This is a genomic window from Nesterenkonia sp. YGD6, from assembly GCF_022565895.1.
Taxonomy (GTDB): Bacteria; Actinomycetota; Actinomycetes; order Actinomycetales; family Micrococcaceae; genus Nesterenkonia.
Genome location: NZ_JAJOYY010000004.1, coordinates 110,196 through 125,732 on the forward strand (window position 1 = coordinate 110,196; position 15,537 = coordinate 125,732).

General features: G+C 65.8%; 20 protein-coding genes. 11 read left to right on the top strand and 9 right to left on the bottom strand.

The window, feature by feature from the left end; all coding sequences use genetic code 11:
* Positions 1-9: 9 nt before the first annotated feature.
* The 3 genes from LTI14_RS07685 to LTI14_RS07695 are packed head-to-tail and all read left to right on the top strand — an operon-like array spanning position 10 to position 2,019.
* Positions 10-666, top strand: a complete 657-nt coding sequence (locus tag LTI14_RS07685; RefSeq protein WP_241476171.1) for a GyrI-like domain-containing protein — start codon at positions 10-12, stop codon at positions 664-666.
* Positions 667-689: 23 nt separating this feature from the next.
* Positions 690-1,154 (top strand): DUF2243 domain-containing protein, encoded by a 465-nt coding sequence (locus LTI14_RS07690; RefSeq protein ID WP_241464652.1) that lies wholly within the window; start codon positions 690-692, stop codon positions 1,152-1,154.
* A gap of 31 nt (positions 1,155-1,185) precedes the next feature.
* On the top strand, positions 1,186-2,019 hold the full coding sequence (locus tag LTI14_RS07695; protein WP_241476172.1) for a cytochrome c oxidase assembly protein: 834 nt from the start codon (positions 1,186-1,188) through the stop codon (positions 2,017-2,019).
* A 34-nt stretch (positions 2,020-2,053) separates the two neighbouring features.
* Here the strand turns inward: LTI14_RS07695 and LTI14_RS07700 are convergent, their stop codons facing one another.
* Genes LTI14_RS07700 through LTI14_RS07715 form a run of 4 tightly spaced genes read right to left on the bottom strand, consistent with a single transcriptional unit; the run spans position 2,054 to position 4,493 of the window.
* Positions 2,054-2,473 carry a DUF302 domain-containing protein gene (locus LTI14_RS07700; RefSeq protein WP_241469486.1) on the bottom strand — a complete coding sequence of 140 codons (420 nt, stop codon included), beginning with the start codon at positions 2,471-2,473 and terminating at the stop codon, positions 2,054-2,056.
* A 60-nt stretch (positions 2,474-2,533) separates the two neighbouring features.
* Positions 2,534-3,529 (bottom strand): M56 family metallopeptidase, encoded by a 996-nt coding sequence (locus tag LTI14_RS07705; protein WP_241476173.1) that lies wholly within the window; start codon positions 3,527-3,529, stop codon positions 2,534-2,536.
* Positions 3,526-3,915: a BlaI/MecI/CopY family transcriptional regulator gene (locus LTI14_RS07710; RefSeq protein ID WP_241464648.1), complete on the bottom strand. Its 390-nt coding sequence runs from the start codon at positions 3,913-3,915 to the stop codon at positions 3,526-3,528. Before LTI14_RS07710 ends, LTI14_RS07705 begins: the two co-directional genes overlap by 4 nt.
* Positions 3,912-4,493 (bottom strand): hypothetical protein, encoded by a 582-nt coding sequence (locus LTI14_RS07715; protein ID WP_241464647.1) that lies wholly within the window; start codon positions 4,491-4,493, stop codon positions 3,912-3,914. Before LTI14_RS07715 ends, LTI14_RS07710 begins: the two co-directional genes overlap by 4 nt.
* A 95-nt stretch (positions 4,494-4,588) precedes the next feature.
* Between LTI14_RS07715 and LTI14_RS07720 the strand changes: the two genes are divergently transcribed.
* The 5 genes from LTI14_RS07720 to LTI14_RS07740 all read left to right on the top strand — a co-directional run bounded on the left by LTI14_RS07720 (position 4,589) and on the right by LTI14_RS07740 (position 8,551).
* On the top strand, positions 4,589-5,374 hold the full coding sequence (locus LTI14_RS07720; protein WP_241476174.1) for a DsbA family protein: 786 nt from the start codon (positions 4,589-4,591) through the stop codon (positions 5,372-5,374).
* Positions 5,374-6,246 (top strand): cytochrome c biogenesis CcdA family protein, encoded by an 873-nt coding sequence (locus LTI14_RS07725; protein ID WP_241464645.1) that lies wholly within the window; start codon positions 5,374-5,376, stop codon positions 6,244-6,246. Before LTI14_RS07720 ends, LTI14_RS07725 begins: the two co-directional genes overlap by 1 nt.
* A complete protein-coding gene (locus LTI14_RS07730) occupies positions 6,243-7,514 on the top strand; it encodes a hypothetical protein (protein ID WP_241464644.1) in 1,272 nt (423 codons plus the stop codon). Before LTI14_RS07725 ends, LTI14_RS07730 begins: the two co-directional genes overlap by 4 nt.
* 27 nt (positions 7,515-7,541) lie before the next feature.
* Positions 7,542-8,165 (top strand): class I SAM-dependent methyltransferase, encoded by a 624-nt coding sequence (locus LTI14_RS07735; RefSeq protein WP_241464643.1) that lies wholly within the window; start codon positions 7,542-7,544, stop codon positions 8,163-8,165.
* An 83-nt stretch (positions 8,166-8,248) separates the two neighbouring features.
* Positions 8,249-8,551 (top strand): rhodanese-like domain-containing protein, encoded by a 303-nt coding sequence (locus LTI14_RS07740; RefSeq protein WP_241476175.1) that lies wholly within the window; start codon positions 8,249-8,251, stop codon positions 8,549-8,551.
* Positions 8,552-8,672: 121 nt separating this feature from the next.
* Here the strand turns inward: LTI14_RS07740 and map are convergent, their stop codons facing one another.
* Positions 8,673-9,458, bottom strand: a complete 786-nt coding sequence (map, locus tag LTI14_RS07745; RefSeq protein WP_241464641.1) for a type I methionyl aminopeptidase — start codon at positions 9,456-9,458, stop codon at positions 8,673-8,675.
* Positions 9,455-9,769: a hypothetical protein gene (locus LTI14_RS07750; protein ID WP_241464640.1), complete on the bottom strand. Its 315-nt coding sequence runs from the start codon at positions 9,767-9,769 to the stop codon at positions 9,455-9,457. The genes map and LTI14_RS07750 overlap by 4 nt, the downstream gene beginning before the upstream one ends.
* 121 nt (positions 9,770-9,890) lie before the next feature.
* Here LTI14_RS07750 and LTI14_RS07755 point away from each other — a divergent pair, with 121 nt between their 5' ends.
* Together LTI14_RS07755 and LTI14_RS07760 are read left to right on the top strand one after the other, a co-directional pair.
* Positions 9,891-10,592, top strand: a complete 702-nt coding sequence (locus LTI14_RS07755; protein WP_241476176.1) for an ion transporter — start codon at positions 9,891-9,893, stop codon at positions 10,590-10,592.
* 53 nt (positions 10,593-10,645) lie between these two features.
* Positions 10,646-11,413, top strand: coding sequence for an NYN domain-containing protein (locus tag LTI14_RS07760; protein WP_241476177.1), 768 nt, complete (start codon positions 10,646-10,648; stop codon positions 11,411-11,413).
* Between the two features lie 38 nt (positions 11,414-11,451).
* On the opposite strand, the gene LTI14_RS07765 is transcribed toward LTI14_RS07760, so the two are convergent.
* The 3 genes from LTI14_RS07765 to LTI14_RS07775 form a co-directional block, all read right to left on the bottom strand.
* A complete protein-coding gene (locus LTI14_RS07765) occupies positions 11,452-11,658 on the bottom strand; it encodes a hypothetical protein (RefSeq protein WP_241476178.1) in 207 nt (68 codons plus the stop codon).
* 171 nt (positions 11,659-11,829) lie between these two features.
* Entirely contained in the window at positions 11,830-12,627 is a 798-nt protein-coding gene (locus LTI14_RS07770) for an SDR family NAD(P)-dependent oxidoreductase (RefSeq protein ID WP_241476290.1), read from the bottom strand.
* 80 nt (positions 12,628-12,707) lie between these two features.
* Entirely contained in the window at positions 12,708-13,484 is a 777-nt protein-coding gene (locus LTI14_RS07775) for an SOS response-associated peptidase (protein ID WP_274616019.1), read from the bottom strand.
* Positions 13,485-14,383: 899 nt separating this feature from the next.
* Here LTI14_RS07775 and LTI14_RS07780 point away from each other — a divergent pair.
* Entirely contained in the window at positions 14,384-15,487 is a 1,104-nt protein-coding gene (locus tag LTI14_RS07780) for an ATP-grasp fold amidoligase family protein (protein WP_241476180.1), read from the top strand.
* The last annotated feature ends 50 nt before the right edge of the window (positions 15,488-15,537 follow it).

Consider the following 15,537-nt stretch of genomic DNA (forward strand, 5'->3'; position numbering starts at 1 on the left):
ACAGCCGTCATGATCGAGAAGATCCACTTCAAGAAGACGCTGCCCAGCTATCGGGCCAGGCCCGGAATGCACCAGGTCCTCGAGCTGCCCGAGATGCAGTACCTGATGATCGACGGCCACGGTGACCCGAACACCTCGCCCGAGTACGCGGGCTCGCTGGAGGCGCTGTATCCGCTGGCCTTTGCGCTGAAGTTCTCCAGCAAGCGCGAGCTTGAGCGCGACTATGTGGTCCCGCCGCTGGAAGGCCTGTGGTGGGCCGAGGACATGTCGGTGTTCACCAGCGCGCGGGACAAGTCGAAGTGGCAGTGGACGCTGATGCTCCTGGTTCCTGAGTGGATCGACCAAGAGATGTTCGCCCATGCGGTCACCGCGGTCCGGGCGAGGTCCTCCCCCGCACGCCTGGACGCCGTCCGCCTGGAGGCCCTCACCGAGGGCCACTGCGTACAGACCCTGCACGTGGGCCCCTTCGATGAGGAGCCCAGGACCATCGAACCGATGCACAGCGAATTCATGCCGAGCCATGGTCTTGAACCCACGGGTAAGCACCACGAGGTCTATCTCAGCGACCCGCGCAGGGTCGCGCCTGAGAAGCTGCGCACCATCATCCGCCAGCCCGTCAGACGTTCTCCCGCTTCGGCCGCCGCGATCGTCGTAGAACCCAGGTGACGTGGAGGTCTAGGCTGGGCCCTGTGAGTACAGATCCGAAGGCGCAGCTGGACCGGCGAACGGTGCTCTCGGGGGTGCTGTTCGGGTCCGGGATCGCGGCCTCGATCATCGACCTGTTCATCTTTCACCTGGCGCTGCAGTGGCATCACTTCTACGACCTCTCCACCACGGAGGTGGCCCTGACTGCCGATGGCTTCTTCCACGCCTTCGGCTGGTTCATCACCGTCTGGGGCCTGTTCCTGCTCGCCGATGTGCGACGCCGGACCGAGGTCGCGTGGAAGCGCTGGGCCGGGGCGGTGCTTGCCGGGGTGGGAGCGTTCCAGCTGTTCGACGGGGTGGTCTTCCACAAGCTGCTCGGGATCCACCAGATCCGCTACGGGGTGGACCTGTTCGTCTATGACCTGACCTGGATCGGCTCCGCGGTGGTGCTGCTGGTGATCGGTCTGGTCATGCTGCGCCGCACCCGTCCAGCCGCGGTCCCGGCCTGAACGTCGGGACGGACAAGCCGATGAGCCGCTGATGGGTCACCAGGAGGATCACCTCGGTGCTCCGACGGGTCTCGCGCCGGCGGACCCCTCGGTCTGGGCCGCGCTCGACGTCGTCGTCGTTCTCATGCTGCTCACCGCGGCGCTGGGTCATGCCGCGGCACTCTGGGCCTCCCGCCGACGTACTCCCTGGCCGTTGCACCGCAGCGTGTTGTTCTACCTCGGGCTGGGCTGCGCGGCCACCGGGCTGCTCGGGCCTGTCGCCACCGCGGCGCACACCAGCTTCACCGCGCATATGGCCGGGCACCTGCTGCTGGGCATGATCGCCCCGCTGCTGCTGGTCTTCAGCGCACCGGTCACCCTCACCCTGCGCGCGCTTCCGGTGCATGCCGCCCGAGGGTTGACCCGGGTCCTGCGCAGTCCCGGCGGACGGGTGCTCACCCATCCGGTGGTCGCGGGCGTGCTGAACGCGGGCGGACTCTGGCTGCTCTACACCACGGACCTGTTCCAGGTCATGCACGTCTCCCCGGTGGCCTATGCGCTGGTGCATCTGCACATCTTCATGGCCGGCTATGTGTTCACAGCCTCGCTGGTGGGCGTCGATCCGGACCCGCACCGGGCGTCGATGCCGATGCGGTCGACAGTGCTGATCCTGTTCATCGCGGCGCATTCCATCCTGGCCAAGTGGCTCTATGCGCACCCGCCCGAGGGTGTGGCACCCGGTGACGCGCAGGCCGGTGCGCAGCTGATGTACTACGGCGGAGACGCCGTGGACATCAGCCTGCTGGTGCTGCTCTTTGCCGGCTGGTATTCCACCACGCGTCCTCGCAGCAGTCAGGGCGCGGAGCTCAGCCCACGGCGAGGCTGAGCCCTGCGACCACTCCTGCGGTCAGTTTCTGCGTTCAGTCCTTCGCGGCGGCGCTGATCGCGTCCAAGGCTGCGCGCAGGCGCTGCTCAGCGTCCTCGGCCACCTCTCGGACCGCGGCTGAGTCGCTGAGCTGGACCATGGTCTGCGGGTCGATCGCGTCGATGGTCGCGTGGTCCTCGGTGGCGCCGCGGCGGACCACCACGTTGCAGGGCAGCAGCGCCCCGAGCTCGGGCTCTGCCGCCAGCGCCTTGCTGGCCAGCGTGGGGTTGCAGGCGCCCAGGATGATGTAGTCTCCGACCGCCTCACCGGACTCGGCGCCGAGCTTCTTGGTGAAGGTGGCTTTGACGTCGATCTCGGTGAGGATCCCGAAGCCCTGCTCGGCCAGTGCCGCGCGGGTGGCCTCCACCGCCTGGGTATAGGGCATCGGGACTGTCGTGGTGTGGGTGTAGCTCATGGCCTGCTCCTTCGACTCACAGTTCACCGACCCCTGGCGGGGTCGGCACGTTCTCGGTTCTCAGATGACGCATCCCGAGACGACGGCGGCCAGCGCGGCGCCGTGGGCGGTGGCGCTGGTGACGATCAGCACCGCCATGATCGCGGTCATCGCGACCGCCCCCAGTATCCCCTGGCGGGGGCTCACCGGGGAGATCAGCTGGCGCACGCGCTCCGGTCCCGCTGCCAGCATCATGCGCTGCGCTCCTGTCTGGCTGCTGGCGGTGCGCTGGGCGCTGCTCGCCTCCCCCATGACCAGCAGGGCCGAGGCGAGCGCCCGGGTGCCTGCGCGGCGCTGGGCCGCGTTGTCCGCCGAGACCTCCAGGTAGTGCGGCACCGCGTCCGCGATGGCGCCCGCGAAGGGCACCCAGCGCAGGGGTCCGGTGATGCTGCCGATGAAGTCCAGGACCAGGTGGTGGCGTTCACGCAGATGCGCCGCCTCGTGGGCGAGGACAGCGCGCAGCTGCTGATCGTTCAGCGCCGCGAGCAGGCCCGTGGAGACGACGATGCCCCAGCGGTCCCTGCCCAGCGCGAACGCCGAGGGGTGGGGATCTTCGACCACGGTGACCAGATGACCGTCGATGACCTGGCGTCGTCCCACTGGCAGCAGGGAGCGGCAGGTCTCGCGCAGCAAGGACTTCCGCTTGGCCGCAGCCCGCAGACCCAGTGCCGCGACGAGCAGCACCGCAGCAGCGGGCGCGAAGAGGAACGCGGCTGTGGGGATGCCGGTCTCCATCGCAAAGCCGGTGGAGAAGGGGTTCGACGCCTCCAGGCAGCGCTGGCAGACCTCCGCAACCGGGGCGGGCAGCGGGCTGGGTCCGGTCAGCGCCCAGGCCAGGAACAGTCCAGCCGCCATCACCGATGTCAGCCAGAGCACCAGGCTCGCCCCGAGACCCAGCACAGCCAGGCGTGGGAACCGGATCAGCGCCGGTGCCGCGGCGCGGATCAGCGGACGACCCAGCACGGCTGCGGCGAGCACCGCGAAGACCATGAGCAGGGAGAGCAGCAGGGGGTTCACGGTGAGTCCTGGGAATTCTCACCAGCGAGATAGGCGCGCAGCAGATCTCGCTCCTCGTCCGGCATGGTGTCCACGAAATGCAGGATGGAGGCGGTTCTGTCTCTGCTGACGCCCAGTGCGTGGCGCATCAGGCCTGCGGTGTGTTCCTCGCGGGTCCGCTGCGGGAGGTAGCGCACGGAGCGTCCCACGCGGGTCGGCGCCACCAGAGCTTTGCGTTCGAGGTTGCCCATCACGGTGGCGATGGTGGTGTAGGCCGGGCGGCTGGGCAGCTGGTCCATGACCTCACGGACGGTGTGCCCGGAGTGGTCCCAGAGCAGGTCCATGACCTGCTGCTCCAAGGGGCCGAGTCGTTCGGCGGGCGTCCCGGGCGGGCGTTCTTCGCTCATGTGTTGACCAGGTCCTTCCGCGGGCGCACGGTGCAGGCGACCTGCCCCTTGAGTCGCCAGATCAGCGCGACGCCGGTGAGCAGCATGGCGCCGAGCGCGAGAATCGGCTGGAGCGGTGTGAAGTAGGTGATGGCTCCAGAGTATCCGAGGGCGACGAGTGCGATCTTGTTGCAGACCGGGCAGCCCACTGCGAACCAGGCCAGCACCATGCCGATCATTCCGAAACGGCTGCTGCGCCGATCCTCGGCGGGCGAGATGCCGTCCTGCGCCTCGGCGGTCGCCGGATCATCCTCCGACCCGGACTCCACCGGACTCGACGTCCGCACATAGGTGGCCATGAGCATGCCGCTGAGCACCGAGGTCAGAATCCACACCGGGTAGTTCCACCACACCGGCGGGATCTCCCGGGCGAAGAACGAGTTGGGAATCAGCACGGTCGCGACTCCCACCAGCAGGCCGACGACGACGGCGGCGATCGCGGCAATGATGATCTGCCGGGGCGTCCAGGAGCGCAGGGCCTGGACCGCGAGCGCGGTGGACGCCTTCCAGCGGGCAAGTCGGATCGAGAGGGAAGTCATGGGACCACTATGCCGCAGATCGACTATCTTGCATAGTTACTATGTTTCGTAGTTACTATGGTCCGTAGTAGATTGTCCGTCCTTGAAAGGCCACGATGTCCCACCCCTTGCCCGCAGAACCGAAAACCCGCTCAAGAAAGAACACCCTGCTGCCGCTGTTCGTGATCATCATCGCCGCCGCGCTCATCGGCTTCGTGATCTGGCAGAGCATCGGCGACGACACTCCTGAGTCGACGCAGGATGGCACGGAACAGAGTGGTGTGGAAGGCGAGTCCCAAGGTCAGGGGCCGGTCGCCGTGCCTGAGGAAGGCGCCCAGCCTGAGCAGTCAGATATGAGCGACATCGAACGCCGAGATCCCGAGGACCTTCTGGCGGTCGGTCCCGCGGACGCTCCAGTGGCGATCGTGATGTTCACCGACGCCCAGTGCCCCTTCTGCGCGGCCTGGCACGACCAGACGCTGCCCACGATGATGGAGTACGTCGAGGAGGGCGATCTGCGCATCGAGTGGCGCGACGTCAACGTCTTCGGCGAAGCCTCCGAACGCGCGGCCCGGGCCACCTACGCAGCGGCGATGCAGGACGCATTCACCGAATACCACGGGCTGCTCTTCGCAGATGGGGAGACGCTTCCCGAGTCCGGGCTCACCGATGAGGGTCTGCTGGATCTCGCCGAGCAGGCGGGACTCGATACCGCGCAGTTCCAAGAGGACATGAACTCCCCTGAGGTCACCGAGCAGATCGCCGCCAATGCGCAGGAGGGCCTCGACATCGGAGCGTACTCCACACCGGCCTTCATCGTGGCGGGGGAACCGATCATCGGCGCCCAGCCCACCGAGGTCTTCGTCACCGCCGTCGATGACGCACTGGCACAGGACCGCTGATGGAGATCAGCCTGGTCACCGCATTCCTCGGAGGAATGCTGGCGCTGTTGAGCCCGTGCAGCGCCTTGTTGCTGCCAGCGTTCTTCGCCTCCACCGTCGGAGCACGACTCAAGCTGCTGGTCCACGGGTCTATCTTCTACCTGGGCCTCATCCTCACGCTGGTCCCGCTGGGACTGGGACTGGGCGCGGTCGGCACCCTGTTCATCGACCACCGTCAGGCGCTGATCGTGGGGACCTCGGTGATCCTCATCCTCCTGGGTCTGGCCCAGATGGTCGGCCTGGGCTTCGACTTCTCCAAGGCGCTGCCAGGGACTCAGCGGCTGCAGCAGCAGGCCCACACCAGAAAAGGTCTGGTCCGCACCTTCCTGCTCGGCGCTGCGAGCGGCGTGGCAGGCTTCTGCGCCGGACCGATCCTGGGAGCGATCCTCACCCTGGCTGTGGCTCAGGGAAGCGTCCCGCTGGCGGGTCTCATGCTCGCCGTCTACGGCGCCGGAATGGTGGTGCCCTTGATCATTCTTGCCGCACTCTGGGGACGCATCGGCACCCGTTCGATGAGGTTCATCCGCGGACGTGGCTTCACCGTGCTCGGGCGTCAGCTCCACACCACCTCCGTGATCGCAGGTGCCCTGATCGCCGGCGTCGGAGTCCTGTTCTGGACCACCAACGGCCTGGTGACCGCGCCCTCCCTGGTCCCCAGTGAAACCCAGGGGTGGCTGCAGGCGATGAGCTCCTCGGTCTCCGGGCCGGTGGCAGACATCCTTCTGATCCTCGGGATCTCAGCAGCCATCCTTCTCGTCTGGGCGGTGAACCGTCGCTCCAGCGTCCGCGCTCAGGAGCGCGCTCCAGACACCCGGAAGGAGACACTGCGATGAGCGCCGGTCACCGTGGTCGCCCACAGCCTCGGGCAGCTGCACTCCTCGGTGTCCTCGCACTGACCCTGGGAGCCTGTTCGACTGAACCGAACCAGGAAGCCTCCGTGGAGCATGAACCAGCGGCGCCGCCGGTCGACATCGATGCAGACCCAGTCCAGGTGCAGTCATCGGCCGAGGAAGCTGACCTTGACGCCATCCACCTCCCAGTGAGCCTGACAGGTCTCGTCAGTGTGGATCCCCAGTGGGACACTCCCCCGCAGGTTCACGACGGCGTCTTTCTCGCCCCCGGCGAGCAGGACGGCAGACTGGTGTTCAGCGCCGTGTCCGCCGATGGGACCGTGCTGTGGACCGCAGAACGCCCGTTGAGCTGCTCCGGCTTCGCCCTGACGAGCGCGGGTGACCGGTCTCTCGCGGTGCTCACCGATCTCGCCGACCCGACCGGGTCTGGTGATTCATTCGGGACCACCACCGCGACGGCCTATGACTTGAACACCGGGGAGGAAGTCTGGGGTCCAGTGGAGGTCCCCGGACCGCATCAAGGCCCTGGGCTGGTCTTTGCCGAACGCGGTGACGAACCACTGGGCGGCACCGGACAGCGAGTCGCCCTGGACGCCGCCACCGGAGAACGCAGCCCGGAGGGCGCCGAGGTCATCGGGGAGTTCTTCGGAACGACGGTCATCGCCGACGATGGAGAGCTCGCCGCCTTCGCCAGCGGACGTTCCGGCGAGCTGTGGCGCGCGGCGTCACCGAGCGCCGCGACCGCCGCTGAAGGGGAAGTCCCGGTCAGTCCGGCGACGAACCGGCTTCCCCCTGGCAGCGCCCTCATCGGCTCATCGGAGGATGGTTTTGACCTATGGGACCTCACCGACGGCGAGCCCCTCAGCGGCGGCCTGGATGACGCGATGTTCGATGCGATGTCCGAGACCTGGGTCGCGATCCGCGAGGATGAACTCGCCGGATTCGACTCCGCAGGCGGGGAACTCTGGTCCGTGGACCTCGAAGCAGAACCCACACTTCTCGGCGTGGGCGGAGTGATGGCCTATCTCCTTGCAGACGGAGAGGACCTGGACATCTACAACGTGGTCACCGGCAACACCGCCCGGGTCTACGATCCGCTTGAGGATGGTGCAACTGCCATTCCGCTCGCGTTCACGGAGACTGGCGCCAGCGTCGTCGACACGGGGACGCAGATCCTGCTGGTCACCGAAGTGCCAGGTTCTGCGGAAGACTATGCGGGCGAGGGGGATCCATTTGAAGACCGACCGTGACGATGTCGACAGACGAGAGGTCCTACTGTGAGTGATGACAACCCGAGAGACTTCTGGGAGACCCGCTATGCCGACTCGGACCGGGTCTGGTCCGGTCGCGTCAATGCGACCATGAGCTCGTTGGTCGCTGATCTGCCTGCCGGACGCGCCTTGGACCTGGGCTGTGGAGAGGGCGGCGATGTCCTCTGGCTCGCGAAACAGGGTTGGCAGGCCTTCGGCGTCGACATCTCGGAGACCGCCGTCCTGCGGGCGCGGACACACGCGGAGCAAGAAGGGCTCGGGGGCGGCAGCGCGGAGTTCCTGGCCGCGAATCTGCCCGAGGGTATGCCGGAGGGGCCTTTCGATCTGATCACCGCCTCCTTCCTGCAGTCCCCGGTGGCACTCGACCGGCGGAAGATTCTTCGTGCCGCCGCCGACCGGGTCTCGGTCGGCGGGCACCTCGTCCTGGTCTCCCACGCCACAGCGCCCCCGTGGGCAGAGCACGGCCACGGACCCGCGGAGATGCCGACCCTCGGCGGTGACCTGGCCGCACTGGAGCCGCGGAAGGCCTGGGAAGTAGAGGTGGGCGAGGTTCGCCACCGAAACGTGGTCGGACCGCACGGTGAAGACGCGATGCTTGAAGACCTGGTCATCGTGGCGAGGAAGTTGTAACAGATCACTGGCTCTGGGCTGAGTACCTCTCAGATCCGGATGTAGACCCACGACGAGCCATACTTGGAACTTAGGAGTTCACTATGCAGGAAGTTGCACCCTCGGCGGCCTTCGATCGTCTGGGAACAGCCCAGTTTGTTGACGTGCGAGAAGACTCGGAAGTCACGAGCGGCATGATCCCTGGGGCCTTCCATATTCCGCTCGGACAGCTGGGTGCGCGTCTGGCCGAACTTGATCCGGCGCGTGAGACGATCACCGTCTGTCGCAGCGGCAAGCGAAGCCTGACCGCCGCCCAGACGCTGGAAGACGCAGGGTTCACCGTTGCAAGCATGCAAGGTGGGATGAACGAGTGGAGTTCCCAGAACCGCCCGACGGCTCTGCCCTGAGAGCAGACAGCCGCGACTCACCATCGCGCCATCACAGGTGAATGCCGGACTGACCTTCGACCATTGAACGGGAGCCTGGAGCCCAACCACTCTGGTGGCAGTGACCCGTGGCTGAGTGCAACTAGTCGAACCTGCCAGGTGTCGGCAGGGTGAGGATCTCGGCTCCGTCCTCGGTGATCGCGATGGTGTGCTCGCTGTGGGCAGTGCGGGCTCCGGTGGCGCTGCGCAGCGTCCACCCGTCGGCGTCGGTGCGCAGTTCATCGGTGTCGGCCATGATCCAGGGCTCCAGCGCGAGCAGCAGGCCGGGCTGGAGCTGATATCCGCGTCCTGGGCGGCCGGTGTTCACGACGTGCGGGTCCTGGTGCATGGTCGATCCCAGGCCGTGTCCGCCGAACTGAGTGTTGATCGGATACCCAGCCTCTGTGAGAACCATGCCGATGGCGTGGGAGAGGTCCCCGATCCGGGCTCCCGGGCCGGCGGCGGCGATCCCCGCAGCCAGCGCCCGTTCGGTGGCCTCTATCATCGCCACGTCCTCGGGCGGCGCAGAGTTCCCGACGATGAAGCTGATCGCCGAGTCCGCGACCACCCCGTCCAGCGACACTGCGAGGTCGAGGGTGAGCAGGTCACCGTCGGCCAGCGTGTGGTCATGCGGCTTGCCGTGGAGCACCGCGTCGTTCACCGAGGTGCAGATGTAGTGGCCGAAGGGTCCGCGCCCGAAGGATGGCTCATAGGCCACGTAGCAGGAGGTGGCGCGGGCCTCGAAGATCATCTCCCGGGTCCAGTCGTCGATCTCCAGCAGGTTCGTGCCCACCGTCGCGCGGCGCTTCATGGTCTGCAGAATGTCGGCGACCAGTGCGCCGGTGACTCGCGCGCGGGCAAGTCCGGTGGCGCTGAGGATCTCGATCATGAAGCACCTTCGGCGGCCGCTGCAGTGACCCGGCGGTTGTGCAAGAGGTTCCGCAGACAGCCCGGCAGCGTGCCCAGCAGGATCAGGATCGGACCGGCCGAGCGACCGTAGACGTCACTGAAGATCCAGGCACTTGCGAGGAAGCAGACGAACGCCAGGAGCCGCACCACAGCGACCTGTGGTGGATTGATCGGCGGTTTGCCGAAGAAGAACGGCAGCCGGGAGTCGGGATTCACTCTCCGGAGCATGTCGAAGGACGCGGTGAAGAGCACCGCTGCCAGAACCCAGAGGATGATCGCGAATAGCTCCATCGGATCATTCCATCGCCCAGGCCTGCTCCCGTCAATCTTCCTCGCGGCCAGAACAGCTCCGGCCGCCCTCGTAGAGTGGCGGGAGGGAACCCACCGCATCACCTATGGAGGTCAGCAGACCGTGAGAAGCCGATCCACGCGCGCACCGGCGCAGCAGGCCGAGCGGGAGAATGCCGCCGAACGCCTCGCGGCACAGCTGGACCGACCCATGGGCATGCTCGGCATCTTGTTCCTGTTCGTCTTTCTGGGCCAGATGCTCGTCACCGAGCCCGGATGGAGCCGGGCGCTGAGCGTCGCCGGCTGGGTGTTCTGGGCCGTCTTCGTCGCGGAATTCCTTCTGCGCGCGTATGTTGCCGGGTTCCAGAGGGCGTTCTGGCGGCGGAACTGGTGGCAGGTGATCTTCCTGCTGGTGCCGTTCCTGCGCTTCGTCCGCGCGCTGCAGGCAGTGCGGGTGCTGCGCGTGACGCGCGTCGCCCGGGTGGGAGGGATCCTCTCCGCCGGGGTGCGCGGTTCCCGGTCAGCCGGGAGGCTGCTCTCCAGCCGCATCGGCTGGCTCGCCGCGGTGACCGCCGTCGTCATCCTGGCGGCGAGTCAGCTGCTCTACGCCTTCGAATCCCACACCGACTACACCACCGCGCTCTACGAGGCGGCGCTGGCCACCGTGACCGGCACCGGAATAACCACCGAGGACCCGTTCTCCAAAGTGGTACACCTGGTGCTGGCGGTGTACTCCGTGGGCGTCTTCGCGACACTTGCCGGGTCCGTCGGCGCGTATTTCCTGCGCGGGGAGGATCCGGTGGTTCAAGAGAGTGAAGATGGTTAGTTTCTTCCATCCTGAAAGCATGTTAACTCGTGTGAGAAGTTGACCACCAGAAGGTGGAGCTCCATGATCAACAAGTGAATAGTGACAAGAAGCGAATCGCGTTGCTCATAGATGTCGAAAACGCGCCAGCCTCAAAGGTTGACGTTGTGCTTGCAGAAGTCGCGCGCCATGGCGTTGCCACCGTCCGACGAGCGTACGGCAACTGGAAGAGTCCCCGGCTCCAGCAGTGGGAGGCCGCCCTCCATCCATACGCGATCCGACCGATGCAGCAATTTGCCTACAGCACCGGGAAGAATTCTGCCGATATGGCGATGGTGATTGATGCGATGGATCTGCTTCGTGCGGGCTCGATCGACGCGTTCGCCCTCCTGTCGAGCGACGCGGACTTCACGCCGCTGGTGATGCGGATACTGGCGGACGGCCTGAAAGTGTACGGCTTCGGCGAGAATAAGACTCCCAAGCCGTTCGTCAATGCCTGTTCTCAGTTCACCTACGTGGAAAGCCTGAGGCAGCTCTCCGGCAGCACACGCGCCTCGACGGGTGGTCCAAGCGTCGCGAAGTCCGTGGGCGGTGATGCCGGCCTTGTCCTCCTGATGCGCAATGCTGTCGAAGCTGCCCGCGGCGACGACGGTTGGGCGAATCTCGCTGCCGTGGGGCAACAGATCAGCAACCAGGCATCGCTGGACCCGAGAAACTACGGCTATCGAAAACTGAGCGATCTGATCGAGGCGACAGAACTGTTCCAGGTCAAACGTCAGAATCTGGGTGTCTTTGTGCGAGATAGGGGCCTAGCGGTATCGGGAGCTCCCCGCCGAGGCTGAGCACCCGGGTGAGAGTCAGCTGGGCTGGCGCGCCCATCTCAACTGCGCAGATTTCCGCTGAGGTCCTGATCGGCCGTGGCCTGGAGTGACTCGCTATCGGCGGTCATCGTCTCCGCACCCGGGACCCGATCGGTGTTCTGCGCGATGACGGCGAGCCAGGCGTCGTCGTCGTCCTCTGCTGTCCCAGGCTGCCGCTGGAAGGTGAAGCAGATGACACCCTGCCGGGTGCCGGCATCCGTAGTCATGCGCGGCCCGGATCCGCTTCCGGCTGTTCCACCAGAGACCGACCACGTCGACGAAGTTCGCATCCTCGACGAGGAGCGCGGCCAGGGCGTCGGCGTCAGCAGCGTTCCACGCCTGCGCGAAACCTTGGGCGACTCCTCCAGGGGTGCTGGTGCCACCGCCTTCCGCCCCGGTCACGGCAGGATCGAATCGACGTAACCACCGTCGACCCGCAGCGCGCCACCGGTGGTGGCCGAGGCCAGCGGTGAGGCGAGATAGGCGACCATGTTCCCGATCTCCTCGGGTTCGATGAGTCGGTGCAGCAGCGACTGCGCGCGGTGTTCCTGCATGAACTCTCGCTGCGCTTCGGCCCAGGACTTGGACGAATCCACCAGCTGGTAGACGAGGTCTTCGATGCCTGCAGTGAGGGTGGGCCCTGCCAACACCGAGTTCACCGTCACACCAGATCCGGCAGCTTCTTTTGCGAAACCGCGCGAGACGGCAAGCAGCGCCGATTTGGTGGCTCCGTAGTGGATCATCTCGGCGGGGATCACGACGGCGGAATCACTGGCGATGTTCACGACTCGGCCCCAGCCGCGGGCCATCATCTTCGGCAGTGTGGCGCGGATCAGCCGAACCGCGGAGAGGACGTTGACCTCCCAGAACCGCTGCCAGTCGGCATCGGGGATCTCCAGGGCCGGCTGGGCGCCGAAGATGCCGAGGTTGTTGACCAGAATGTCTACCTCGCCGACGGCCCCGAGGGCTTCGGTCAACCCCTCATCCGTGGTCACATCCCCGGGTGCGCCGATGAGAAGCTCTTCGGGCAGACCGTCCTTGGCGAGAATGAGGATGGCGGCCTCCACCTTGTGGGCGCTGCGGCCGTTGATCCCCACGCGGGCTCCGGCCTCGGCGAGCCGCTTCGCTATTGCGAAGCCGATGCCCTGAGTGGAACCACTCACGAAGGCTGTCTTGCCGGTGAGGTCCAACGCAATCATGGTCTGCTCCTGCTGTTCCCGGGGGTGCTTGTCGCTGCGGCGGAGCCGTGGTGACGCCAAGGCGGATCACCGCACGTTCATCTCCACAGAGTCGGTGTAGGTTCCAAGAGTTGGGGTCCGTTGTTGCGCACGTTGCCCACCGCCGGGTCCACCTCGTAGATCTCCCAGCCCGAGGCGGCCTCGGGGACCTCCCCGCGCAGCTGCTCAAGCAGCACCTCGAGCTCCTCAGGCGTCTTCTCCCCCGGGTGGATCCACTGAGCGGCGAACTCCTCGGTCATCGCCAGGGGGATGCGGTCATGCAGCGCGGCGAGCTCGCTGAGCACACCGTCGTCGGTGGTCTCCGGGGAGGGCCCGGTGAGGATGGTGCAGGAGAGGATCCAGGGGTCGGACTCGCCGAGGGCCTCGGCGTTCTTGTCCTTCCACCATTCGTAGAGTCCGGCGAAGACCAGAGGTGAGCCGTCAGCGGAGCGGATCGCATGCGGTCGCTTCTTCGCTCCCTGCGCCTTCCACTCGTAGTAGGCCTCGGCGGGGACCGCACAGCGCCGAGATTTCACCGCCGAGCGGAAGCTGGGTTTGGAAGCGACAGTCTCGGAACGGGCATTGAAGGTCCGGGAGCTGAATGTCATGTCCTTGGCCCAGACCGGAAGCAGTCCCCAGCGAGCAGGGTGGAGTTCACGCAAGAGCTCCCCGGCGTCGTCATAGCGCTCCACCAGGATGGGCACCGTGGAGGTCGGGGCGACGTTCCAATTCGGCGCGATCTCGAAAGCCGGCGGCTGCACCGGCCCGAGCCGCGCCCGGTTCAGATCATCGGCCAGATCACCGGTGTCCTTCGCCATGACGTAGCGTCCACACATGCTCTGAGCTTTCCAGATGGGGGGTTCGGAGGGCAATTGTCGTGGCCTCCGGGTCTTCACCGACGTTGAAGGGACCCACGCCCTCGACCACCGCCGACCTCGCGTCCGCACCGATGGCGATGGGGTCTGCGAAGAGCCGGCGGGTCTCGTGGGGAGGAAATCCGACGCCCGCGGCGCCGCAGCCTTCGAGAGCTCTGCATCGCGCGACAGTGCCACGTAAAGCGCAAGGACCTCAGGCTCGAGAGCGTCGAGCCGCGCCAAGATGTCTTGGCCGCGGCGGGTCCGGGTGATTGCGGCGAAGTGCATGCGCCCGTCCGGTAGATCCACGAACATGTGGTCTACCCCGTCGGTGACCGGAACCTGTCGGAGGAGGGGGCCGGCTCGCGGGGCGCGCAGGCCCAGCCAGATGGGCTGCAAGGCTGGTCTCCTGACGACTGCGCCCAGACACTCAGACACGAACCACCAAGCGGCTGGCCGCTCAGTCCCAGATTGAGATTGCGCGTCTGCCCTTCTGAGCTTCGACGCCGTCGGGACCGCAATGAACAAGCAGCCGCAGAAGCCGATCTAGACTTCTGAAGCACGGAACAGGACTCGCTGTTGGAAATGACCCCACTACGGGATCACTAATCGCGACCACAACGTGTACTTCGGCGTCACAGAAATGCAGATGAGCCCACTCACATATACGGTTGAAACCGCAGAAAAGCGGGAGCTGCATCCTAGAACCCCTGACAACCTGATCCTCAGATCACGCGCGGGCAGGATCGCGGCCCATGCACCACTTCGGTGGTGGAAATCGACCAGCAGCTCTCAGGGCTGACTCATCACGACGCGCAAAGAACCGGTACCCCTACATGACATCCGCCATAACCGATACGAAATCACCCTTTTTGAATTTCGTGACGGCCGAGTTTTGGAACCGCGGCTCCCAGCATCGTCGTGACCTATCGAACAAGACCTACGTTCATCAGCTTCTCGCGGAGAAGACTCTCGGCGGGGAACGAATCGGATTGCCCAAGCAGCACGCGGTCCTCACCTCCACGGATCAGATCACCTCAGACGTCCTCGGGGACCGGGTGGCGCTCAAATTCGCGAATGGCTGGTCAGCCAAGGGAGTCATGCTGCTCGAACGCATCGACGCGGATCGGTACTACGACCATATGGCTCTGCGCGAATGGACGCTTGAGGGAATTCGGGAGAAGCAGGATTCGGTAGCGACAGCATTCCCAGGCAAGAAGGCCGAATGGATCGTGGAGGAGCTCCTTCGCGGAGCCCAGCCCGGTGCGGTGCCCTTCGACTACAAGTTCTACATGTTCCAGGGACAGATCGGCATGGTCGCGCAGATCGACCGGAACTACTCACCGCCCCGCATGGTCAAGCTGGACGGAGATCTGAAGCCACTCGTCGCAGGGCGGGACTACATCTTCAAGCCGAAGGACCTGCAGCCAGGAGTTCCGGTGGTCCCGCGCTCTGCGGTGATGCTCTCCCGGTGGGCCATCGAGCTCGCAAAGATGACCGATGCCCCGTTCGTCAGAGTCGACCTCTACGACACCGACGACGGCCCGTACTTCGGCGAATTCACGTTCTCATCAGGGGCGGAGTTCAAACGCACGATCACCTACAGCCAAGAGGTGCTCGACTACTTCGATGCGCTGTTCGCCGATGCGGAGAAGACCCTGAAGGGGGAGGCCGTCGAACCCCGGCGAAGCTGGAGCACTCTGCTGCAGTCCACCAACGCTGAGGTCCTGGCTGCACATCCACGGATCAGCCTTCAGCAGTACCAGCGCTTCGCCAAGTTTCTCTATCACCGAGGCAGCCTGGGAGGATTCCGGCTGGCACAGGCGCAGAAGAGCTTGATGGAAGACGGTGGAGACAAGGCGATCAATGACTACCTGTCCGAGGCACACAGCTCCGCCGGACGGCGGGCCTTAGCGCGCCGTCCACAACTTCCGCCAGGACTTCGGAAGATCGTCGGAAAAGTCTATAGAAGGCTCCGCCGGTAGCTCAGCTGGCGGGTCACGATCACAGCCCGTGATGAGGGACTGACCGCCCG

Excerpts from the sequence above, each read along its gene's own strand:
- LTI14_RS07685 (WP_241476171.1), top strand. The coding sequence starts at position 10 with ATGATCGAGAAGATCCACTTCAAGAAGACGCTGCCCAGCTATCGGGCC.
- LTI14_RS07695 (WP_241476172.1), top strand. The coding sequence starts at position 1,186 with ATGGGTCACCAGGAGGATCACCTCGGTGCTCCGACGGGTCTCGCGCCG.
- LTI14_RS07700 (WP_241469486.1), bottom strand. The coding sequence starts at position 2,473 with ATGAGCTACACCCACACCACGACAGTCCCGATGCCCTATACCCAGGCG.
- LTI14_RS07710 (WP_241464648.1), bottom strand. The coding sequence starts at position 3,915 with ATGAGCGAAGAACGCCCGCCCGGGACGCCCGCCGAACGACTCGGCCCC.
- LTI14_RS07715 (WP_241464647.1), bottom strand. The coding sequence starts at position 4,493 with ATGACTTCCCTCTCGATCCGACTTGCCCGCTGGAAGGCGTCCACCGCG.
- LTI14_RS07720 (WP_241476174.1), top strand. The coding sequence starts at position 4,589 with ATGTCCCACCCCTTGCCCGCAGAACCGAAAACCCGCTCAAGAAAGAAC.
- LTI14_RS07725 (WP_241464645.1), top strand. The coding sequence starts at position 5,374 with ATGGAGATCAGCCTGGTCACCGCATTCCTCGGAGGAATGCTGGCGCTG.
- LTI14_RS07730 (WP_241464644.1), top strand. The coding sequence starts at position 6,243 with ATGAGCGCCGGTCACCGTGGTCGCCCACAGCCTCGGGCAGCTGCACTC.
- LTI14_RS07740 (WP_241476175.1), top strand. The coding sequence starts at position 8,249 with ATGCAGGAAGTTGCACCCTCGGCGGCCTTCGATCGTCTGGGAACAGCC.
- map (WP_241464641.1), bottom strand. The coding sequence starts at position 9,458 with ATGATCGAGATCCTCAGCGCCACCGGACTTGCCCGCGCGCGAGTCACC.
- LTI14_RS07750 (WP_241464640.1), bottom strand. The coding sequence starts at position 9,769 with ATGGAGCTATTCGCGATCATCCTCTGGGTTCTGGCAGCGGTGCTCTTC.
- LTI14_RS07765 (WP_241476178.1), bottom strand. The coding sequence starts at position 11,658 with ATGACTACGGATGCCGGCACCCGGCAGGGTGTCATCTGCTTCACCTTC.
- LTI14_RS07775 (WP_274616019.1), bottom strand. The coding sequence starts at position 13,484 with ATGTGTGGACGCTACGTCATGGCGAAGGACACCGGTGATCTGGCCGAT.